General features: G+C 65.9%; 22 protein-coding genes and 3 tRNA genes. 15 read left to right on the top strand and 10 right to left on the bottom strand.

All coding sequences use genetic code 11. The annotated features are described in order from the left end of the window. Window positions 1-51: 51 nt before the first annotated feature. Window positions 52-318 carry a hypothetical protein gene (locus tag ACZ6Z4_RS01505; RefSeq protein WP_465556991.1) on the bottom strand — a complete coding sequence of 89 codons (267 nt, stop codon included), beginning with the start codon at window positions 316-318 and terminating at the stop codon, window positions 52-54. A gap of 681 nt (window positions 319-999) precedes the next feature. Here ACZ6Z4_RS01505 and ACZ6Z4_RS01510 point away from each other — a divergent pair. The 3 genes from ACZ6Z4_RS01510 (at window position 1,000) to ACZ6Z4_RS01520 (ending at window position 3,456) form a co-directional block, all read left to right on the top strand. Beyond that, the gene (locus ACZ6Z4_RS01510) at window positions 1,000-1,830 is read left to right on the top strand and encodes a TIGR04255 family protein (protein ID WP_465556993.1); all 831 of its coding nucleotides are present in this window, start codon (window positions 1,000-1,002) and stop codon (window positions 1,828-1,830) included. Window positions 1,831-2,113: 283 nt separating this feature from the next. Next, entirely contained in the window at window positions 2,114-2,458 is a 345-nt protein-coding gene (locus ACZ6Z4_RS01515; protein WP_465556995.1) for a hypothetical protein, read from the top strand. Continuing rightward, window positions 2,455-3,456 (top strand): hypothetical protein, encoded by a 1,002-nt coding sequence (locus ACZ6Z4_RS01520; protein ID WP_465556997.1) that lies wholly within the window; start codon window positions 2,455-2,457, stop codon window positions 3,454-3,456. Before ACZ6Z4_RS01515 ends, ACZ6Z4_RS01520 begins: the two co-directional genes overlap by 4 nt. Window positions 3,457-3,529: 73 nt before the next feature. Here the strand turns inward: ACZ6Z4_RS01520 and ACZ6Z4_RS01525 are convergent, their stop codons facing one another. After that, entirely contained in the window at window positions 3,530-4,222 is a 693-nt protein-coding gene (locus ACZ6Z4_RS01525; RefSeq protein ID WP_465556999.1) for an HAD family hydrolase, read from the bottom strand. Beyond that, a complete protein-coding gene (locus tag ACZ6Z4_RS01530) occupies window positions 4,219-5,070 on the bottom strand; it encodes a GntR family transcriptional regulator (RefSeq protein WP_465557001.1) in 852 nt (283 codons plus the stop codon). The genes ACZ6Z4_RS01525 and ACZ6Z4_RS01530 overlap by 4 nt, the downstream gene beginning before the upstream one ends. A 206-nt stretch (window positions 5,071-5,276) precedes the next feature. On the opposite strand from ACZ6Z4_RS01530, the gene ACZ6Z4_RS01535 reads away from it, so the two are divergent. The 10 genes from ACZ6Z4_RS01535 to ACZ6Z4_RS01580 all read left to right on the top strand — a co-directional run bounded on the left by ACZ6Z4_RS01535 (window position 5,277) and on the right by ACZ6Z4_RS01580 (window position 13,659). Continuing rightward, a complete protein-coding gene (locus ACZ6Z4_RS01535) occupies window positions 5,277-5,525 on the top strand; it encodes a DUF6284 family protein (RefSeq protein WP_465557003.1) in 249 nt (82 codons plus the stop codon). Then, complete coding sequence (locus tag ACZ6Z4_RS01540; RefSeq protein ID WP_465557005.1) at window positions 5,522-6,142, top strand: Pycsar system effector family protein; 621 nt, start codon at window positions 5,522-5,524, stop codon at window positions 6,140-6,142. Before ACZ6Z4_RS01535 ends, ACZ6Z4_RS01540 begins: the two co-directional genes overlap by 4 nt. After that, window positions 6,139-6,381 (top strand): hypothetical protein, encoded by a 243-nt coding sequence (locus tag ACZ6Z4_RS01545; protein WP_465557007.1) that lies wholly within the window; start codon window positions 6,139-6,141, stop codon window positions 6,379-6,381. Before ACZ6Z4_RS01540 ends, ACZ6Z4_RS01545 begins: the two co-directional genes overlap by 4 nt. Beyond that, entirely contained in the window at window positions 6,378-7,220 is an 843-nt protein-coding gene (locus ACZ6Z4_RS01550; protein ID WP_465557009.1) for an ABC transporter permease, read from the top strand. Before ACZ6Z4_RS01545 ends, ACZ6Z4_RS01550 begins: the two co-directional genes overlap by 4 nt. Before the next feature lies 1 nt (window position 7,221). Beyond that, entirely contained in the window at window positions 7,222-9,417 is a 2,196-nt protein-coding gene (locus tag ACZ6Z4_RS01555) for a cell division protein FtsK (protein WP_465557011.1), read from the top strand. A 196-nt stretch (window positions 9,418-9,613) separates the two neighbouring features. After that, complete coding sequence (locus tag ACZ6Z4_RS01560; protein WP_465557013.1) at window positions 9,614-9,973, top strand: hypothetical protein; 360 nt, start codon at window positions 9,614-9,616, stop codon at window positions 9,971-9,973. A 38-nt stretch (window positions 9,974-10,011) separates the two neighbouring features. Continuing rightward, entirely contained in the window at window positions 10,012-10,896 is an 885-nt protein-coding gene (locus tag ACZ6Z4_RS01565) for a bifunctional DNA primase/polymerase (RefSeq protein ID WP_465557015.1), read from the top strand. Then, complete coding sequence (locus tag ACZ6Z4_RS01570) at window positions 10,893-12,212, top strand: DUF3631 domain-containing protein (protein WP_465557017.1); 1,320 nt, start codon at window positions 10,893-10,895, stop codon at window positions 12,210-12,212. The genes ACZ6Z4_RS01565 and ACZ6Z4_RS01570 overlap by 4 nt, the downstream gene beginning before the upstream one ends. Window positions 12,213-12,244: 32 nt before the next feature. Next, window positions 12,245-12,451 (top strand): helix-turn-helix domain-containing protein, encoded by a 207-nt coding sequence (locus ACZ6Z4_RS01575; RefSeq protein WP_465557019.1) that lies wholly within the window; start codon window positions 12,245-12,247, stop codon window positions 12,449-12,451. After that, window positions 12,448-13,659, top strand: coding sequence for a tyrosine-type recombinase/integrase (locus ACZ6Z4_RS01580; protein ID WP_465557021.1), 1,212 nt, complete (start codon window positions 12,448-12,450; stop codon window positions 13,657-13,659). The genes ACZ6Z4_RS01575 and ACZ6Z4_RS01580 overlap by 4 nt, the downstream gene beginning before the upstream one ends. Window positions 13,660-13,733: 74 nt before the next feature. Here the strand turns inward: ACZ6Z4_RS01580 and ACZ6Z4_RS01585 are convergent. From ACZ6Z4_RS01585 to ACZ6Z4_RS01600, 4 genes are all read right to left on the bottom strand, one after another. Further along, window positions 13,734-13,806: transfer RNA gene (locus tag ACZ6Z4_RS01585), tRNA-Phe, on the bottom strand. 48 nt (window positions 13,807-13,854) lie between these two features. Further along, a tRNA-Asp gene (locus ACZ6Z4_RS01590) sits at window positions 13,855-13,931 on the bottom strand. Window positions 13,932-13,990: 59 nt separating this feature from the next. Then, a tRNA-Glu gene (locus ACZ6Z4_RS01595) sits at window positions 13,991-14,063 on the bottom strand. A 163-nt stretch (window positions 14,064-14,226) separates the two neighbouring features. Continuing rightward, entirely contained in the window at window positions 14,227-15,465 is a 1,239-nt protein-coding gene (locus ACZ6Z4_RS01600; protein WP_465557023.1) for a hypothetical protein, read from the bottom strand. A gap of 169 nt (window positions 15,466-15,634) precedes the next feature. On the opposite strand from ACZ6Z4_RS01600, the gene ACZ6Z4_RS01605 reads away from it, so the two are divergent. Beyond that, complete coding sequence (locus ACZ6Z4_RS01605; RefSeq protein WP_363667947.1) at window positions 15,635-15,985, top strand: metallopeptidase family protein; 351 nt, start codon at window positions 15,635-15,637, stop codon at window positions 15,983-15,985. Window positions 15,986-16,033: 48 nt separating this feature from the next. On the opposite strand, the gene ACZ6Z4_RS01610 is transcribed toward ACZ6Z4_RS01605, so the two are convergent. Then, window positions 16,034-16,759 carry a polyprenol monophosphomannose synthase gene (locus ACZ6Z4_RS01610; RefSeq protein WP_465557026.1) on the bottom strand — a complete coding sequence of 242 codons (726 nt, stop codon included), beginning with the start codon at window positions 16,757-16,759 and terminating at the stop codon, window positions 16,034-16,036. Window positions 16,760-16,823: 64 nt separating this feature from the next. Here ACZ6Z4_RS01610 and ACZ6Z4_RS01615 point away from each other — a divergent pair, with 64 nt between their 5' ends. Then, on the top strand, window positions 16,824-18,137 hold the full coding sequence (locus ACZ6Z4_RS01615) for an FGGY-family carbohydrate kinase (RefSeq protein ID WP_465557028.1): 1,314 nt from the start codon (window positions 16,824-16,826) through the stop codon (window positions 18,135-18,137). Here the strand turns inward: ACZ6Z4_RS01615 and ACZ6Z4_RS01620 are convergent. Both ACZ6Z4_RS01620 and ACZ6Z4_RS01625 read right to left on the bottom strand, forming a co-directional pair. Next, window positions 18,134-19,177, bottom strand: coding sequence for a LacI family DNA-binding transcriptional regulator (locus tag ACZ6Z4_RS01620; protein WP_465557030.1), 1,044 nt, complete (start codon window positions 19,175-19,177; stop codon window positions 18,134-18,136). The genes ACZ6Z4_RS01615 and ACZ6Z4_RS01620 overlap by 4 nt on opposite strands. 94 nt (window positions 19,178-19,271) lie before the next feature. Next, complete coding sequence (locus ACZ6Z4_RS01625; RefSeq protein ID WP_465557032.1) at window positions 19,272-19,658, bottom strand: STAS domain-containing protein; 387 nt, start codon at window positions 19,656-19,658, stop codon at window positions 19,272-19,274. Window positions 19,659-19,769: the final 111 nt, after the last annotated feature.

Genomic DNA, 19,769 nt, shown 5'->3' on the forward strand with positions numbered 1-19,769 from the left:
CTTTCGGTGGGCATGACTAAATCGACCTTCCATGGATCCCCCTGAAGCTAGCTACTTTGGCCCCTCTACCCCGCCAAGTTCATCTAGCTTGGCACGAGAGAAACCGGTTAGCAATGCGACAGAGCTTGCAACTGAACCGTCAAGTTGATGCAGAGCCTGCGAGACACCCTTCTCGATGTCTTCTCTGTGGTTCTCGATGTACTCACGAACAGCTATGTCTACAACGTCCTTCTTCGATCGTCCGAGGAAGTGCGCTGCATGAGAGATCCGCTTGTCGGTTTCGGCATCGACTTTGATCGGAGTGACAGCAGTAGCCACAGTGTCCCCTAGGCTCGGTATGACAAGTTTCCCAGGTACCAAAGTACCCGTCAAGCACCAGGGTGCCTCGACGGGGATCAGATTGGCAAAAATTGTGATCAAGGTCACAAAACTGACTGGCGTGTCGTTGAGGTAGCCATCCAGCCCCGTCTCACTACGCTCGAGCTACGCTCCAACAGCGAGCGTAGTGAGACGGGGCTGGATGCGCGTGCCAGTGGCTATGTCCGCGCAAGGCGGACCGATGCCCGGATCTCCTGAGATGGATCTTCCAGAAAGATCGATGCCTCCGGCATCCCTCAGCCAACCGCTCTCGCCGCATCTAGTGTGCTCTCCACGATGAGATCGGCGCCGGCACGCCTGGCTGGCGGGTGGCCCTCTCGGTCCAAACGACGTCCGGGGCAATCGCTCCTCGTTACGGTGCTGTTTGCGGTCACCGTGCGTGTCGGCAGGGAAGAAGTTTCACGCACGCCGAGGCGGCTACGTCAGTACATCAAAACTCTGTCGCGTCAGGGCTTCCCCGAGCGAAGCTCACGATCAGCGACGGAAGACTTCTTGCGACCAGCCAAGGCGACGCAGGCGACGTAGCCGCTCATCGCCGTAAGCGGTCAGTCAGTGCTTCACACCCCACTTCACAGAGCGGAAGCATCGCGCGGACGGGGAGTGTGAAGTACAGTGTGAAGCATGGAGGAACCTGAGCTGTCAAGCCCGTTCGGCGATGAGCCGGTCAGGGATGTCGCCCTGACTCCGGCTCCTTTGGTCCGCGTCCTTGCTCAGATTCGATTTCCACGGTTCAACTGGCATGCGAGTGATGTGCCCAATCGATTCGCTGGAGCAATGGCCGAGGACTATCCGCTACTGATTGAAGGTGATGAACTATCGGTGACCATCACGCCTGACAACGTTGCGCCGTCACGCAGTGGAGAAAAATTGTGGAAGTTGGCTACTCGAGACGGCGAATGGCAGGTGAGCTACGGAAATTCGTTCCTTGCGATCGACACTTCCAACTATCCGGGGCACGACAAGTTTTTTGATCGCATGGCGACGGCAGTTCGATGCTTCATGGCGATCGCCGAGCCAGCCAAGATTGAGCGAATCGGCGTGCGTTACATCAATCGTCTTGAGGGGGTCGACGATCTTAATCGCCTAAGAGATTTCGTGCGCGCCGAAATCTTGGGCAGTGTTGCAGTGCCGCTTCCATCAACTGCCACTTTGACGCATTCGATCTTCGACTCTGTTTATGATCTATCGGACGGATGTGGAATACATATTCGAGCTGGCCTATTGCCGCCGAATGCGGTCTTGGATCCTGCTGTCGATGGAATCGATCGTCAGAGTTGGGTGTTGGATCTGGATGCCTATACCACTGAGGTCCCGAATGTTGACGCTGGCGCTGTCGTAAAGCGAGCATCGGAGTTGGCGGAGCGCGACTATCGGTTCTTCAGGTGGGCCGTGACCAATCAATTCTTGGACCGGTTTGGGGGAAAACTTGTCAATCACATATCCGACCACTAGTTCCCAAGTGGCGAAGGAGCCGCAGCCGATTGAACCTCAGAATTCGGGCCGTCTGGTTTTCTTGCTCGGGACCGGGGTGGCGTTGGTCGGTGCATTCGCGGGAACGTCTAGTGTTGCTCCCGTTAGTACCGCAAGCGAAGTCCTACTGCTGAACAGTTCCACGTCAAACGTCAGGATCTTCGATCCGCGTGTGTATGGGGGCAATCTGCAGAGGACTGGCCCTGGGAGAAATGTCGAGCAGCGCAAGTTTTCGGCTAGTAGGCCTATCCCTAGCGAGGGTGACATGGTCCGCTGGCTGCATGACGAAACCGGCCTCACCTGGGACCAGCTGGGCAAGATTTTTGGTGTATCTCGCCGCGCAGTACACCTGTGGGCATCAGGGGGCCGAATGAATTCGGCGAACCTGGAGCGGCTGCATGAGTTCTACGCGACCGTCAGAGATGTTGCTGCACTATCAGTGGATGAGAGACGCTCCAAGCTGTTGATGCCCAGCCGAAACGGGCGCAGCATCCTGGATGAGTTTCGAGCGAGAAACGGGGGTAATTCTGCAGACAATATTGCTGGAAGTCCATTCACGCCGGATCAACTTCTCGGCGCTAAGCACGATGAAGTCAGAGAGATCAAGTGACGCCAATCGACACACCCGATGCCGGTGAAGCGGTCGGAGATCGGGTTGCAGAGCACGCCGTACAGGACCTTGCGCTAACGCTGCAGGAGTGGAGACAAGCTGATGTAGTAGCAGACCTCACCGAGTTGCCGACGAGCGGCCCGAGTGGTGAGAGCGCCGTGCTGCAAATGCCGCACGGCGCTGTCGTCATCAGCCAGACATGCGACATCGTGCGGGTAGATCGCCCCAAGGTTCAGGTGGCGCGGCTCGCGTACTTGGGCGACGAGCGCGATGCCGAGGAAGCGAGAGAGGGAAAGCGTCCACGTTTCGTTCATGTGCCGGCGCTCGGACTAGCCGCGTTCGCTGACCTGGATGATGTCGAGACGGTTTACAAATCGCACCTTGTCACGTTCGATCACGTCCACGGTGTGAGTAGCATGCGCCAGGTGAGCCGATTCGGCAAGGCCGTCGGTAGGCGGTTCAGCCGTTTCCCCTTCCCCGACGAGGTCACGCCGTGGCTGCGACCACTGGAGAAGGTCGCCGCGTCCAAGCATGACAAGCAGAATCCCGAAGGGTGGGCTTTTCGGCAAGTTGAGGATATCTATGTTGAATCTGTGAATGGATGGACGGAAGAGCCCTATTATCTGAATCTCTGCTTCTTGCTCAAGCCTGGCGAGCTGCCGTTCTTTGCCGGTGATAATTTGCCTGACATCCCGGGCGACCTCGTGTCGTGGTTGTATAAGGGCAAGGGTGAGCTGAAGCGAAACTCTTTCGAGATTGCAGAGCGGCTTGCTAAGACGTCTGATGATGCTCAGCGTTACTGGTTGTGGACTGCCCTGGGGGACGCCTGGGCGGCGCGCTGCAAGCCCCCGGGGAAGCATCGCGGAGACGACGCAGTTAGCCGAGCCGTCGTCGAGGTTACTAGTGAGATGGTCAGTGATGACGACTTCCCCAATAGCCGGATACGCAAGAGTGAGCGGCTCGATCTAGATCATCTATCGGAACCGCAGTTCGGCTGAAACTTGCGAGTGGGAGGGGTGCGGATTTCAGTTAAGTCATCAATCCATTCCTCACGTCGACGGCAACCAGCAATTAGAGTTCAGGGTCCCTACGGATCGCCTCTGCCACATCCATCATCGTAAGAAATACGGCATCCGCCCCAGCCTTTTTAAGCGCCGTGATCTTGCCAGGCTTGTTGGCGTAGCCGATGGTTGGAACGTTTGCTGCAATGCCTGCCTCAATATCGGTTGTCTGATCACCGATGAAGACACAACGCGACCCGGAGATGCCAAGGGTGCTGATCGCTCTCTGGAGCAGATGAGGATTTGGCTTCATTAATTTCGGATCCGCAGCACTGCGACCCTCGACATTTGTAACGCTTTCTGAGAGTCCAGTTCGCGCAAGGTATTTGTTGACTGCTTCCGCGTAATTGTTGCTCACGATTGCCACCTGGCGTCCGCTTGCTGTGCAAGCCGCGATTGATTCGGCCGCGCCACGCGTTGGGCGGGCAGTCTCGATCGCTCTCAACTCGGCCTTCTGAAGAGCGACCTCGAGCTGGTGGGCTAGCACCACGTCGCCGGCCGCAGTGAGCAGCAGATCATGAGGGCTGGAGGCCTGTTCAAAGGCAGGTTCCAGCTTGGTTCGCATCCGCCTCGCCAGCTCCAAGAGCTCGTGGGTGATCTTCGGCGCGGGGTAGCCGTCGAAGACTGAGCAGATGGGGCCGTCGAAGTCGAAGAGGACGGCTTCCGCGGAGCTGAGGATCTTTGTCAGGGGATCGGTGGTCACAGGTCGCGGCCCTGCCCGAGGGTGCCCCAGAGGCTGTCGAACCAGCGGCGGGCTTGTTCGACGTATTGCGAGCCGGTGGCTCGGTCGTCGTCGCTGGTTGAGTGGTGGAAGAGAACGGTGTCCTTGCCAACGGCGTCGAACGTAGGGACTGGTTTGCCGTTGATCTCGACGTCACGTTCTACGACGGGGTAGAAGCCGAAGAAGACCTCTTCGTCGTTCAGGGCGTAGAGCTTGAACATCATCGGCAAGCCGACGACCCGGACTTCGGCGTTGACCTTGGAGACCAGGCCCAGCTCGCCGAGCTCGCGGATGGACGCGACGATTTCTCCGGCTGATCGCTGAGCGATCTGTTCCATGCGGGCTCTGACTGCGGGGTCGTCACCAGGGTTCTTGCCAGCCCGGGACGGCACGGCCATGGGCTGCGCGAGGTCGGGCAGGAGCATCCGAATGGTGATGGCCTGGGGAGTGAGGCGGCCGCGCCTGATGCGGTCGATGGGCTCTTCCAGGGCGCCGAGGAGCGTTTCGCCGGTCAGGCCGGCAAAGTCGATGGTGACGGAGTCGCGCTCGAAAGCCTTCTCGATGTGGGGTCGGAGTCCGACAGCCTGGTCGGCCTGCTCGCGGACGTACACGCCGCTGCCGACGCGGGACACGATGAGACCTTCGTCCCGAAGGATGCGCAGAGACTGCTGGATGGTCATGCGGGCGACGCCGTACTGAGTAGCGAGATCGTTCTGTGAGGGGAGTTTCTCCCCGGCCTTGAACTTGTGCGTGAGGATCGCCGCGCGCAGCGCGTTGGCGACCTGCTTGTACGGCGGGCGCGGGTCAGTCGGGTCTAGCTGCTGCTCCATGAGCCTGATTCTACTACCTGACTAGGCAGGCTAGGCGAGCTGTGCCGAAAAGCTTGACCTGGCTAGCCAGGCTATGTAGGTTAGCCACATAACGACCTGGCTAGGCAGGTTGGTCAGGTTGAACAAGCTTGAAGGTGACGCCCCGGCGGTTGCAGCCGCCGAGGCGTCTGGATCGCACTAGTCCATTGCGTAGAGGAGCACAACCCGTGAACATCATCCACCTTTCGCCCGTCGAGGACGACGAGCCGACCCCGGCCGATCTGGCCGGAATCGAGCGGGAATGGCCGCTGCTGGCGGCCGAATTGGAGCTGTTGGACGCCGAGATTGCGTTCATCAACGCGGGTCCGGCCGCGTCGGTGCTGGACCGGCGCCGGGTGCGCCGGGCGCAGCGCCGGGTGTTGGAGATCGGCCGCGAGGTGGCCGACCACGAGCCGGAGTCGGAGGACGTGGCATGACTGGCGTCGATCCTGCGCAGGAGGCATTGCAGGAGCTCAAGGCCGCCGATGACGCGCTCTCTGTCGACAGCGAGCTGTACCGCCTGCGCCGTGCGCAGGTCCTCGCAACGATCGCTCAGATTCAGCCGGTTGACGGCGGAGAACTGGCGATGGCGTGGCGCATTCACGACGCGGTCGCCGGGTCGATCGGCAAGGCCGACACCAAGGCCGGATTCGTCGCCACCTTGAACACCGCGCTTCTGGCCGGTGTCCTGACCCTCGCCCACCCGGACCGGCTCGGCACGACAGGCCGACTAGTGGTGTCGCTCGGCATCTTCCTGATGGTCGCTGCGGTTCTGTTCGCCGTCGCAGTCGTGCTGCCGATCCTGCGGGCCCGCCACACGAAGCACAGCAACGGCAGCGTTCTGTACTTCGGCACCATCCGCCACCACTCCCCGGATGGCCTGGTCGACCGCTTGGACAGTGAAGGCGCGATTCGGGAGGTGTGCGCTCAGGCAGTTGTCCTGAGCCGGTTGAGCTGGGTTAAGCATCGCCTGTTGCAGCTCTCCCTGATTGCGACCATCGCCGGTACCAACTTGGTCGGCTGGACCCTGCTGCTCATTGGTGGTGCGCGGTGAACCGCCGTCGACTGACGGGTCTGAACGAGGTCTGGACCGAGCGTCTCGGCCTAGACGCTGCCGTCGAGATCCCGGCCGACCTTGAGGCCCGCTTCGTCTTCGTGGTCGCTCTTGTGACTGCTGACGTTCCCCCGGCCGGTACGGCTGACGCAGCTGTCGCCTACGGCGACCTGTGGGCCCTGACCGGCTTCCTCGCCGACGCCCAACGCGTCCTTGCAGGCAAGGAGATCAACGCATGAGCACACCGCTGCGCACGACCTACCCGGTACCGGTCGAAGACCTGATCCCGGCCGCCCGCAAGCTGGCCGACGAGGCGGGCTCGGTACCGTCACAGAACCGACTGATGAAGCACTTCCGGATCGGCAAGGAGAAGGCCAAGGCCGTACGGCTGGTCCTGATCGAGGAAGATGCTGCGGCGACCGGGACGCACCTGCACCCCGTCCCGGACCCGGTCGAGTCCGCACCCGAGACTGGGGCTGACCCGAGGAACGATGAGATGCCCCGCGCGGCTGCGGGGGAGGCATCTCCGCAGGTCACGGCGCCTGTAGACCCGGGGGTCGTTGCCGAGCCCACCCCAGTCGAGGTAGTCCCCGCGGCTGCCCTTCCGGAAGCATCCGGCGAGCCCGCCGACGCAGCTCGGTCGGTCCGGTCGTGGCCGGTGCTGCTGCTGGCGCTGCCCGCGTTCGTGGCGGTCTGGTCCGGCTGGGTCGGACTCGGAACCCTGACCGGCTTCGGAGTCGTCCACCCGCTGCCGGGGATCGCGGACGGGTTCACGATCAACTCCGCCATCACGCTGCCGATCGGCGTCGAGACGTACGCCGCCTTCGCCCTGCGGGTCTGGCTGTCCGGTCAGGTCCCAGCGTCGGCTCGCCGGTTCGCGAAGTGGTCGGCGCTGTCCGCGCTCGTGCTGGGCGCGCTCGGTCAGGTCGCCTACCACCTGCTGGAGGCGGCCGGAGTGACGCGGGCGCCGTGGCAGATCACCACCGTCGTTGCGTGCCTGCCGGTCGCCGTACTCGGCATGGGCGCCGCCCTCGCCCATCTCATCCACGCCCGTCCCGCCAAGAGCGAGGGGAACTGACATGAGCGAGCTTCCCAACGAGAACGTGCCCGAACCGATCGACCTGGACGCGCACCGCGCCCGCCGCGACGAGACCCCGCAGGCGCCGGACGACAATGCCGGCAAAACGGTGCCGCTGTCGGCGGACGACGTCGAGCGGATGGACACCGCCTACGAAGTCGCCCTTGACGACGACACTGAATCCGGTGCGGGCAAGGTGCTCGTGCCGGTGGATACGCCGGGCCTGGCGGTGCCGGTGACGCCGGGGGAGCGACTGCCGATCATCCCGGTGCACCTGCTCCCGCAGAACCTCCGCGCCACGGTCCGCCGCGCGGTTGCCAGGTCAGGTCATGTCGCTGCGTTTCACGCGGTCCGGTCGCCCTGGTATGGCGCAAAGTTGTCCTGGTTCGCCGGTCGCGGATTCGCCCGGCTGGTACGGAATCAGCTCAACTGGTGGTGGGTGCCGAACTCGTTTGCCCTTGAGCAGAAGGCCGCTGACGGCAACGAGCTGAAGGAGTGGGAGAAGATCCACCGCGAGCTCAAGCGAACGCGGCTGTGGCGGGGTGGCGTTCTCGCGGCTCAGAACATCGGGCTTGCCATCAGTGCGCCGATCGCTCTGAACGCCGCTCCTACAGCCGCTGTCGCCCTCGCGGGCGCTGGTCTGGTCGCTGCGGCCGCGCACTACGGCCGCCCGGCCGGTCAGACCCTGGTTGGTACTGCGGTCGTCGCTCCCCGGTTCCGCAAGCTCAACTCAGACATCGTGCTGCGCGCCTACTACGCGGCCGGACTAGGTAAGCCCGACCGCGCGGACCAGGAAGTGCGGTTCGGATCGCAGATGTCTCGCGATGCCCGCAACACCGGCTCGCAGGTGCTGGTGGATCTCCCGTACGGCAAGGGCTGGACCGACGTGGCGAACTGCCGGGAGAAGATCGCCTCCGGCCTGGATGTCCATGTAAATCAGGTGTTCCTGACTCCGGACAAGACCAGCTCGCGTCGCCACACGCTGTTTGTGGCCGACCGTGACCCGCTCGCGGTGCCTGTGGGCCGGACGTCGCTGCTGGATTGCAAGCGCCGGTCGATCTGGAAGGCGTTCGTGATCGGCCGCGACGAGCGGGACTCGCCGGTCAAGTTGTCGCTGATGTGGAACTCACTGCTGGTCGGCGCCCAGCCTCGTAAGGGCAAGACGTACTTTGCCCGTCTGCTGGCCTTGTACGCGGCCCTGGATCCGAACGTGCGGCTGATCGTGGTTGACGGCAAGAACTCGCCGGACTGGCTCGCGTTCAAGAAGGTTGCCCACCGCATCGTTTTCGGCACCCACCCGAACCCCAACACCGATGACCCGATCGAGACGTTCCGGGCGATCCTGGGCGAGATCCTTGCCCACATTGACCACGTGAACAGCATCCTGACGACGCTGCCGGTCGAGCTGTGCCCCGAAGGCAAGCTCACCGAGGAACTCCACAACGATCCCCGCTACCCGGACCTGCACGTCCTGGTCCTGGTGATGGAAGAGTTTCAGGTGTACTTCGAGACCGAGGACCAGGCGGTCAACAAGGAGATCGCCGCCAAGCTGTCCCGTATCCAAGCCGTCGGCCCGTCAGCCGGTGTGATCATCGAGTCCAGCTCACAGAAGCCGTCCGGTGTCGGGGCGGGTGATGTGGCCCGACTCTTCAACCGGTACAGGGACAACCACACGCTGCGGTTCGCGCTCAAGTGTGGCAACCGAGTCGTGTCCGAGGCGATCTTGGGCGGCGACGCCTATCAGGAAGGCTTCGACGCAGCGACGCTGCCGGTCGGCGATGAGTACCGGGGCGTCGGCTACCTCTACGGCGCATCCGATGCCACGCCGACCGTGCGGACCGAGCTGGCCGACGCCACAGACGCGGACAAGATCCTGACCGCTGCCCGCGTGCTGCGGGAACGGCTCGGGCTGCTGTCCGGCATGGCGGCAGGCGAGGAGATGCAGCGCGGTAGCCGTGACGTCCTGGCCGACATCTTGACCGTCATGGGCGCCGACACCGCCGCCCACTGGGACACCATCGCCGGTCGGCTGGCCGACCAGATGCCCGAGCAGTACGACGGCACCACCCCGGACGCCATCAGCGCCCAGGCGCGCGGGCTGAACGTGTCCAGCGTCAACGTCAAGCGCGACGGCGCGACCCGCAAGGGCGCCAAGGCCGACGACATCCGCGCCGCCATCGCCCGCCGCAACACCTAAGCCGCGAGCAACAGAGAGTAACCAACTCAATTGGGGTGGCGGGGATGGCTGAAGTAGCGGCCTGGCCGCTACCGGTAGCGGCAACGCTACCCGTCCCGCTACCCCGCAACCCAGATCTGACCAGGCCGTTCATCCACGCGTAGCGGGTAGCGGTCACGGCTCCTCACGCCCAAAAACAGCCCTCTGGAGGCATCCCATGCCGACTGCACCCGCTACCGCCACCCTCACCGCCGCTACCGACGGTAGTTGCCTGGGTAGCGCCTCGATCGACCTCACCGCGACCGTCCACACCGTCACCCAAGCCGCCATCGTGGCACTCATCGTCACTACCTGCGTCGTGTTCTACCTGCTGACCTGTGCTGTCTGGCCGTTCGGGAAGTGCCGCCGCTGTAAGGGCGTCGGCAAGTTCAAGTCCCCGTTCGGCAACGCGTTCCGGCACTGCGGTCGGTGCGACGGTTCCGGGCTGCGGGTCCGGGTCGGGCGCAAGGTCATCAGCTACTACCGCCGCACCCGCAGCGCGGGCAGCAACTCGACCAGCAAGGGCGCGAGCAAGTGACCGCGCCGCTGAGAACCACCTCGAGGGGAGATCACCCGATGAACGACATCCTGACCGCCGCTCTCGACGCGGCCGGACGTGGCTGGCCGGTGTTCGTGCTCGGTCGCTCCAAGCGGCCGGTAGCCAACTGCCGGGCCTGCCGCCCGGTCGTTGCTGGTGGCGACCACGACCCCGCGAGCTGCGGGCACCTGACCTGCCACGGCTTCTACGCCGCGACCACCGACCCGGCCCGCGTCGCTGCGATCGTCGCCGCCGTCCCGGGCGGACAGCTCGCCGTCCGAACCGGCGCGGTGTCCGGGCTCCTGGTGGTCGACGTTGACCCCGATCACGGCGGCACCCCGAACCTGATCGACCTTGCCGTGAAGGGGATCGCGCCCCGGACGTTGCAGGTCCTCACCGGCTCGTGGGGCACGCACCTGTACTACCGTCACCCCGGACGGCTCATGCCGTCTCGTCCGATGCCGTCGCGGCCGGGAATCGATGTGAAGGCTGACGGCGGGTACGTCGTGCTGCCGCCGTCGATCCATCACCGCACGGGCCGGGCGTACGAGTGGCGGCAGGGCTCTGGTGACCCGGTGGAGATGCCCCCCGCTCTCATCGCCGCCTGTCTTCCGCCGCCGCCCGTGACTGGCGCTCCTCCCAGTGCCGGCCCAATCACCACGACGCCGGGGCGGGGCATCTCCCACCCCGACAAGCTCCTCAGCGCGCACCTGGACGCCGTACGGCAAGCACCCGAGGGGAAGCGCCGCACGACGCTCTACGGGGCCGCCAGAGGCGTCGCCAAGATGATCGCCGCCGGAGCCATCGACCACACCGCCGCTGTCGCTGCGCTGACGGCTGTGGGGGAGCAGGCCGACCAGACCGCCCGAGAGATCAGGGCCGCCATCGCTGGCGGTTTCCGTGACGAAGGGATCGCCGCATGACCACCCCCGAGCACGACCAGGCCGACGCCGCCGAGCTCGTCGACGGCGCCGAGCTGCTCGACGACGTCAGCCGCACCATCGACCGGTACGTGATCCTGCCGAGCCAGTCAGCAGCGACAGCCGTTGTGCTCTGGATCGCTGCTACCCATGCCGTTGCGGCGTGGAACTGTGCTCCGCGGCTTGTCATCCGAGCACCCGAGCGGCGGTGTGGGAAGTCGCGGCTCCTGGACATGGTCGAGGGGATGAGTCACCGGCCGCTGATGACCGTCAACGCCTCCCCGTCAGCGGTCTACCGGTCGATCGGTATGGCGCCGTCCGATCCGCCGACGTTGCTGATCGATGAGGCGGACACGATCTTTGGCCCGAAGGCAGGCGACAACGAGGACCTGCGCGGGCTGCTGAACGCCGGGCATCAGCGCAACCGCCCTGCTCTGCGCTACGACGCTGGGTCGCGGTCGGTGGAGAAGATCCAGACGTTCGCGATGGCCGCTCTGGCAGGGATTGGGGCGATGCCGGACACGATCGAGGACCGCGCCGCCGTGATCCGGATGCGTCGCCGCGCATCGGGCGAGGAGGTCGCGCCGTACCGGGTCCGCCGCGATGGCCCCGAGCTGGACGAGCTGCGGCAGCGGCTCAACCAGTGGCTCACCGGCCACATTGACGAGCTGCGAGCCGCGACGCCGGACATGCCATTGGAAGACCGCGCGGCCGACACCTGGGAGCCCATGATTGCCGTGGCCGACCTGGCGGGCGGGCAATGGCCGCGTGCTGCCAGGAAGGCCGCTGTAGCGCTCACCAGCGATCGCGACGCGGGCGATGAGACGTCCATCCCGTCGCGGCTGCTGGCCGACTGCCGCACCGCGTTCCAGGACGCTGACGCGCTGCCCACGCAGACCCTGCTTGACCGGCTCCGCACTGACCCGGAAGCGCCCTGGGCGACCATGGGCCCGGCCGGACTCACCGCGATGCGCATGGGCAACCTGCTGCGGGAATTCGAGATCCGCAGCGACACAATCCGGTTCCCCACCGGTCAAGCCAAGGGGTACCACCGCAGCGATTTCACCGACGCGTGGAGCCGCTACTGCCCCGAGCCAAAGCCAGCGGCTGGGGAAGCCGTACCAGCCGTACCAGCCTCAACATCGCAGGTCAGCCCCGAAGAGGCTTCCACCACTGGTACGGCTCAAGCCGTACCAACCGACCAAGCCTCCTCAACCCTGACCAGGCAAAACGAGCCTGGTACGGCTGGTACGCCTTGGGTCCCCAGAGCTGTCCCCGACCTGGTCGACGTCACCCACCCGAACCGCGAGACCGCATGAGCGCGCCCGGACAGAACGGAGCTACACCACTGATGAGCACGGTTGAGATCGCTGACGCGAACCGGCTGTTGATCACCACGGAAGACGCCGCCGCGCGGCTCGGCATTCATCGCTCGACGCTTTACGACCTGATCCGCAGTAGGAAGCTGAAGACCGTCAAGATCGGCTCTCGCCGTCTTGTGCGGGTCTCGGCACTGGAGGAAGCCATTCAACTTCTGGAAGAGGAGACCGCAGCGTGAGAGCCGCAAACGGTGATGGGTCCGTCTACTGGCGCGAGAACAAGAAGCGCTGGTTCGGCGCGGCGTACGTGCTGCAGTCCGATGGCACGTACGCCCGGCGGGAAGTGTCGAGCAAAGATCGCGACGAGGTGGTTCGCAAGCTCCGGGATCTGCAGTCGAAGTCGGACAAGGGCATCCCGGCCGAGGCGAACAACTGGCTCGTGTCGACGTTTTTGGAGTACTGGCTTGAGCACATCGTGAAGCCTGCGAGGAAGCCGAAGACTCACCAGGGGTACGAGCTGGTGGCGCGGGTGCATCTCATCCCCGAGCTGGGCCGGAAGAAGCTGCACAAGCTGACCGGTGCCGACGTGCGGTTGTTCATGAAGCGGATCCGGAACATGTGCCTGTGCTGCCGGCACGGGTACGACGAGCGGCGCGGCGATCAGGCACGGTGCTGCGCGATCGGGAGGTGCTGCGAGCGCCGGCCGTCGGATCGGCTCGTTCAGCAGATTCACGCGGTGCTGCGGAATGCTCTGCAGGCGGCGGTGCGTGAGGAGGTTCTACAGCGCAACGTCGCCAAGCTGGTCCAGGTGGAGGGCGCGCAGTACGACACCAATCGGGGAGCGACTGAGGAGCAGGCTCGGCTGTTGCTGAAGGCAGCTAAGGCCACGCGGTTGTACGCGCTGTTCGTGCTGGCGCTGTTCATGGGATTGCGTCGCGGCGAGTTGCTCGGGCTGAAGTGGGATGACATCGATTGGGTCGAGAAGACAGTCGAGATCCGGCGCACGCTGCAACGGGTTGACGGTGCGCTCCAGGCCGTCACTCCGAAGACGCGGAAGTCGCGCCGTACGGTGCCGTTGATCGAGCTCTGCTTGGACGTGCTCCTGGTCCACAAGCGGCAGCAGGCCAAAGAACGGTTGTTGGCCGGTGAGAAGTGGGTTGATACCGGCTACGTGTTTACGACCGAGATCGGTACGCCGATCGAGCCGGACAATCTGCGGCGGACTTGGTACCCGCTTCGGGCTGAGGCCGGCCTAGGGGAGATGCGCTTCCACGATCTCCGGCACAGCTGTGTGACCTTGCTCCTACGGCTTAAGGTGCCGCCGCACATCGTGCAGGCGATCGTCGGGCACGCGGACGTACAGGTGACGATGGCGATCTACGCGCATGCATCGCTGGAGGACCAGCGGAAGGCGCTCGACCAGCTCGCGGAAGTCGTCGCCGGGTAGGCGTTGCGGTCCTCGTTGCGGTCTTTTGCGGGAGGTTGGCGGTTCTCCGATGGAGAAACCGCAGGTGAGATGTGTGGTCAGGGGCGGTCTCGAACCGCCGACCTTCCGCTTTTCAGGCGGACGCTCTACCAGCTGAGCTACCTGACCGGGGAGAAAAGGCGGCGGCGGATGTTCAGGACATCCGCCGCCTTCTCCTGGCGACCCAGACGGGACTCGAACCCGCGACCTCCGCCGTGACAGGGCGGCACGCTAACCAACTGCGCTACTGGGCCAGGATGCTCGACGATGGTACACCATCTTCGAACTGTTCAATTAATCGGCCTTTCGACCGTATCCCCAACGGGATTCGAACCCGCGTTACCGCCTTGAAAGGGCAGCGTCCTAGGCCACTAGACGATGGGGACTCGGACCCGCGGGAGCCGAAGCTCCAGGGACAGCCGTAAGCATAGAGGAGTCTTGGCGAAGGTCCAAAACGAGTTGTTGCCAAAGGGGATCGGGCCGCTGGGGAGGGGGCTGGCTGGACTCTGCCCCCAGAGTCCAGCCAGCCGATCGGAGAGGGGAAAACGACTAGCTGACCGACGTGGCGGCCTCGTCCGCGGCCTTCAGGACCGTGGTGTCGGTGGCGTCCGGTGCGACCAGTCGCGGCAGGTGCTTCTCGAAGAGCCAGGCGAAGACGCGGGACGGCAGGACCAGGGAGCGCGGCCAGACCGCCTGGGCGACGCCGTAGCCCCACAGGGCGGCCTTGACGCGCTGGTTGGGGGTGCCGTGGTGGCCGGCGCCGTCGAAGCCGCAGTCGCCGATCTGGGCGAACATGGCGGTGAACTGCTGGACGCGCTTCCAGTTCATCCGCTCGCCGCGGGCGTGGGTCAGGAAGTACGCGCTGAACGAGTCTGCCATCAGTTCCGTACGCCGGGTCGCCTCGGGCGCCGGCAGCGTCGAGGTGAACAGCCCGTCCTCGTACTGGATGTGGTGCCCGAACTCGTGCGCCAGGATCGCCTGGGTGGTCACGTCACCCAGCCCGACCAGGCCGAACCCGTCGAGCACGCCGTCGCCCATCACGATCTTGTCGCCGACGGTGCCGACGCCGGGCACCGGCTGGCCCTCGGCGCTGAACGCGTACGCGTTGAACGTGTACGCCGGCTGGTCGCCGTACTTCATCGCCGGGTTGTTGATCTGGTCCTTGATGAAGTTCGCCGTGTTCAGCGACAGGTCGGCCGGCTGGCCGTAGAGCGTCGTGAAGACCCGGGTCACCCGGGCGGTGTCGAGCAGCATCCGGCCGTGCGCGGGGACCAGCTGGATGTCCTTGGACTTGATGTCCCAGAACTTGCGCAGCCCGCTGAACGTGTCGTTCGCCTTCTTCGTGTACGTGCCCTTCGCGCCGTACGTGAACTTGCCGGCCGGCTGCGGGAAGTACACCGCGTCCTTCATCACCAGGTCGAAGATCAGCACGTACGCCGACGCCAGCTTCTGGTCCGCGGTCCAGGTCGCGATCTCGGCGCTGATCGCGTCTAGCACCGGCGGGTTCGCGGTCGGGCACTCGTAGTCGGTCGGGTCGATGACGTCGAGGATGCGCTCCCGCAGCTGGCTGTCCTCGCTGCCGAGCCGGGCCTGGACGTCGGCCGCGACCTTGCGCATCTCCGGGAGCCGCTGCGCGAGCTCGACAGCGATCGGCGACGAGAGCCCGGCGAACGCCGGGGCAGGGGCCGCTGCGGCCGGGGTGGTGGGTGCGGCGAGGGCGGGAGCGGCCGTGAAGCCGCCCAGGACGGCGGCGGTGGTGACCACCGCGGTCAGGAAGCGCTTTGTCATACCGGATCTCCTGGAGCTGGGGACGGAAACGCCGGTCGCCGGGACGCGACCGATGGCCGTCAGTATCAGCAGCGGGTAACGCCGGTTACGAGGTATCGCGCTGGCGGAATCCGGCATGGCAGGAATCTGTCGCCGGACGCCGTGTGGTGCGCCTCACTACGCTGGGTCCGTGATCGAGATGAACCGGGCGGACTTCGAGGTGCTGGTCGCCGAGGCGCTGGACGAGGTGCCGCCGGAGCTGGCCGCGCTGATCGACAACGTGGCGGTGTTCGTCGAGGACGACGCGCCCGCGAGCGACCCGGACCTGCTCGGGATCTACGAGGGCATCCCGCTGACCGAGCGCGGAAACTGGTACGGCGGCGTGCTGCCGGACCGGATCACCATCTACCGCAACCCGACGCTGGCGATCTGCGACACCGTCGACGACGTCGTCGACGAGGTGAACATCACGGTCGTGCACGAGATCGCGCACCACTTCGGCATCGACGACGCCCGGCTGCACGAGCTCGGCTACGGGTGAAACGACAAAGGGCCGGTACGCCGTACCGGCCCTTCGACGAAGCGAGACTCAGGAGCGCTTGAACAGCAGCTTCCACGGCATCAGCGCCGACTCGAGCTGCACCTTCAGGCTCATCTTCGACGCGCCGTGGGTGCGCTCCTCGAACCGGATCGGGACCTCGGCGATCCGGAAGCCGCGGCGGACCGCGCGGGTGTTCATCTCGACCTGGAACGAGTACCCGTTGCTCTGGATGGTGCCGACGTCGATCGCGCGCAGGGTGTCGGCCTTCCACGCCTTGAACCCGGCGGTGGCGTCCTTGACGTGCAGCCGCAGGATCGTGTTCACGTAGAAGTTCGCCCAGGCCGACAGCAGCCGGCGGTGCCAGGCCCACTCGGCCGCGGCCGAGCCGCCGGGCACGTAGCGCGACCCGATCACCAGGCCGGCGTCGGTGGTCCGCAGCGTCTCCACCATCGTCGGCAGCACCGACGCCGGGTGCGACAGGTCGGCGTCCATCTGGATCACGATGTCGGCGTTCTCGTCGAGCGCGCGGGTGATCCCGGCGATGTAGGCGCGGCCGAGGCCGTCCTTCGCGGTCCGGTGCAGGACGCCGACCTGCTCCGGCGCGGCCTTGGCCAGCTCGTCGGCGACGTCACCGGTGCCGTCGGGGGAGTTGTCGTCGACGACCAGCATCTGCAGCCCGGGCAGGTCCAGCCCGGCGAGCAGCTTGGCCAGCTCCGGCAGGTTCTCCCGCTCGTTGTAGGTCGGCACCACGACGACGATCTTGGACTCACCCATGAAAAAGATTCCTTGCTTCGGGGACTCAGGACGCTATCGCATCAACCGGTCTAGCCTGCTGAAGGTGACGTTCCTGGGGATAGATGTCGGAACCACCAACACCAAAGTCTGCCTGATCCCGCAACGCCGGACGCTCGGGGTCCCGACTCCGGGGGATCCGGAGCAGCTCCAGCACGTCGTCACCAAGCTGGTCGAGGACGTTGCCGAGGGCGAGCGGATCGACGGGATCGGGATCGCGGGGATGGCCGAGACCGGTGTCCCGCTCGGTGCCGATCTCCAGCCGCTGACGCAGCTCATCAGCTGGCGCGACCAGCCCGGTACGGCGCAGGCGCAGCGTCTCCGCGAGGAGCTCGGCCCGCAGAGCCTGTACGCGCGGACCGGCCTCAGACTCAGCGCCAAGCTCCCGCTGACCACCTGGCGCTGGCTCGCGGAGACCTCCGACATCATCGGGAAGACGCGGCTCTGGGCCGGCGCTCCCGACCTCGTGCTCGCCGCGCTGACTGGGCGGTACGCGACGCATCTCACTCACGCGCAGCGGTACGGCGTACTGGATCTGCGCCGGCGCCGCTGGGACGACGAGCTGCTCGGCTGGGGCGGCTTCGACCGGCTGCCCGAGATCGCCGAGCCGATGAGCGTCACGGCGTACACGCCGGACGGCGTCCCGGTGGTCCTGTGTGGTCATGACCACCTTGTCGGCGCGTGGGCGGCCGGGGTGCGCGAGCCCGGGCAGGTCGCGGACTCGCTCGGCACCGCCGAGGCGATCATCACGCCGAGCCGCGAGCTGGTGCTCGACGACGAGCTCCGCCGCGAGGGCATCAGCGTCGGCTGGTACGCCGACGGCCGGCTCGCCACCGCCGTCTCCGGTCACGGCGCGGTGGGTGGTCTGATCGACGAGCGGCTCGCGTACTTCGGCCGCGACCACGCGTGGCTGGCGAGTGTCCTCGACCCGGACTGCCCGCCCAGCGCGCGCCCGGCAGCGCCGTACCCACAAGGACGGCAGGCGCCCGCGCCCGATCCGGCCGTCACGTACGACGCCCGCTCGGACGTCCCCGACCAGGCCGCCGAGATGCGCGCGCTCGTCGACGGGCTGAGCCTGCACGCCCGCTGGATGGCCGAGGAGCAGACCCGAAGGCTCGGCATCGACTGGCGTACGACGATCGCGTTCGGCGGACCGACGCGCAGCAAGGGCTGGATGCGCCGCAAGGCGCAGGCGAACGGACGCGAGTTCGCCGTCGTCGACAGCCAGGCGGCCGCGGCCGAAGGTGCGGCGCTGATGGCGGCAGAGGTTGTCACCGGCAACCGAAGCGCTCCGCTGAACAAGACCAGTATCCCAATGGACCACTCAGCACAGTGGGACTCAACCAGCTTCCCTGCTTAAGGAGCAGCCCCCGTCGACCCCCGCACGACCAGCTTCGGCGCCACCCGCACGATCCGCCGCCGGGCCGGCAGCTCGTCGCGGATCCGGGCCAGCAGCAATCGCGCGCAGCTGCGCCCCAGCTCGACGGTGTGCTGGTCGACCGTGGTCAGCCCGGGCTGCACCAGCGACATCCACGGGACGTCGTCGTACGCCGCCAGGCTGATCTGGCGGGGAACCTTCAACCGGCGCTGCTTGATCTCGGCGAGTGCGCCCTGCGCCAGCACGTTGTTGGCGGAGACGATCGCGGTCAGGTCCTGCTCGTCGAGGAGCCGGCTCGTGGTCAGCTGCGCGGCGTCGGCGTCGAAACTCGTGTAGGCGATCAGGTTCTCGTCGACCGCGAGGCCGTGCTCGGCGTGCGCCGCCTGGAAGCCGGCCAGCCGGCCCGCGCCGGTCGACCACTTGGTCTCGTCGATCAGCAAGCCGATCCGCGTGTGACCGAGCTCGATCAGGTGCTCGGTCAGCTCCCGGGCGCCGGCCTTGTTGTCGCTCAGGACGACGTCGCTGCCGGACCGGCCGAGCTCGCGGTCCGCGCAGACCACGTGGACGCCGTTGTCCTGCAGCACCCGCGGGCAGGCCGCGGTCACCGGCGTCACGATCACGCCGGGCACCCGCATCGCCAGCAGCGTCTCCACGGCGCGCATCTCCTCGGCCGGATCGCCGTTGTCGTTGACCAGGACCATCTGGTACTCCGCCGCCCGCAGCTCCTCCTCGATCCCGGCCGCGAGGTCGGCGTAGAAGGGGTTGCGCAGGTCGGAGATCAGGACCCCGATCGACGTCGACGACCGGCTGCGCAGGTTGCGCGCGTTGTGGTCGAGCACGTAGCCGATCCTGGCCGCCGCGGCCCGGACCCGCTCGCGCACGTCCGGAGATGCGTAACCACGGGTGTGCAGTGCGCGGGAAACCGTTGACGGCGAAACCCCGGCCTCGCGGGCGACGTCCTGGACAGTCGGTCGTTTGACCGCCGCTGCCGGACGCGGACGGCCCTGCCCCCGCGAGTTCATGCGCGGCAGTCTAAGCGGAACAGTCCACAACAACCGGCAACCCTCGGCTGCCAACGATTCCACATGGTGGCCGCCGACAACGGCAGCCGGAGGCTCAGTCGCCGGTCTGGCGCTCGGCGTCCTCGACGGAGGCGAAGATCCGGAACTCCTGGCCCAGGCCGGTGATCGTCAGCGGGCGGTCGACCGGGCGGCCGACGCCGACCAGGGCGAGCTGGATGCCGTACTGGGTGGCCAGGCGGCGGGCCTCGACCAGGTTGCCGAGGCCGGCCGAGCTGCAGAACGTCACCGCGGAGACGTCGATCAGGACACTGCGCGCCGGCGGCGCGATCGCCGCCCGGATCGACTCCGAGGCGAAGTCGGTGGTGGCGATGTCGATCTCACCGGACAGCTTGACCAGCACGACACCAGGCCGCAGTTCCTCGGTGACTGCGTCGAAGGTGGTCCTGATCATCTCGCCGTCCTGGGAATCGGGCTGGCTCACGGCGGTCTCTCCCCCGGGCAGCCCCGCGAAACGCCGGTCGGTCCTGGCGTGGTGGGTGACAGCCCTGGTGCAACCGTATGCCGGAATGCTCCGGGGTCACAATGGTTGTAC

This window comes from Kribbella sp. NPDC104740, assembly GCF_055583505.1.

Coding starts and splice junctions, on each gene's coding strand:
- ACZ6Z4_RS01510 (WP_465556993.1), top strand. CDS start 1,000: ATGGAGGAACCTGAGCTGTCAAGCCCGTTCGGCGATGAGCCGGTCAGG.
- ACZ6Z4_RS01515 (WP_465556995.1), top strand. CDS start 2,114: ATGGTCCGCTGGCTGCATGACGAAACCGGCCTCACCTGGGACCAGCTG.
- ACZ6Z4_RS01530 (WP_465557001.1), bottom strand. CDS start 5,070: ATGGAGCAGCAGCTAGACCCGACTGACCCGCGCCCGCCGTACAAGCAG.
- ACZ6Z4_RS01540 (WP_465557005.1), top strand. CDS start 5,522: ATGACTGGCGTCGATCCTGCGCAGGAGGCATTGCAGGAGCTCAAGGCC.
- ACZ6Z4_RS01550 (WP_465557009.1), top strand. CDS start 6,378: ATGAGCACACCGCTGCGCACGACCTACCCGGTACCGGTCGAAGACCTG.
- ACZ6Z4_RS01555 (WP_465557011.1), top strand. CDS start 7,222: ATGAGCGAGCTTCCCAACGAGAACGTGCCCGAACCGATCGACCTGGAC.
- ACZ6Z4_RS01560 (WP_465557013.1), top strand. CDS start 9,614: ATGCCGACTGCACCCGCTACCGCCACCCTCACCGCCGCTACCGACGGT.
- ACZ6Z4_RS01565 (WP_465557015.1), top strand. CDS start 10,012: ATGAACGACATCCTGACCGCCGCTCTCGACGCGGCCGGACGTGGCTGG.
- ACZ6Z4_RS01570 (WP_465557017.1), top strand. CDS start 10,893: ATGACCACCCCCGAGCACGACCAGGCCGACGCCGCCGAGCTCGTCGAC.
- ACZ6Z4_RS01575 (WP_465557019.1), top strand. CDS start 12,245: ATGAGCACGGTTGAGATCGCTGACGCGAACCGGCTGTTGATCACCACG.
- ACZ6Z4_RS01600 (WP_465557023.1), bottom strand. CDS start 15,465: ATGACAAAGCGCTTCCTGACCGCGGTGGTCACCACCGCCGCCGTCCTG.
- ACZ6Z4_RS01610 (WP_465557026.1), bottom strand. CDS start 16,759: ATGGGTGAGTCCAAGATCGTCGTCGTGGTGCCGACCTACAACGAGCGG.
- ACZ6Z4_RS01620 (WP_465557030.1), bottom strand. CDS start 19,177: ATGAACTCGCGGGGGCAGGGCCGTCCGCGTCCGGCAGCGGCGGTCAAA.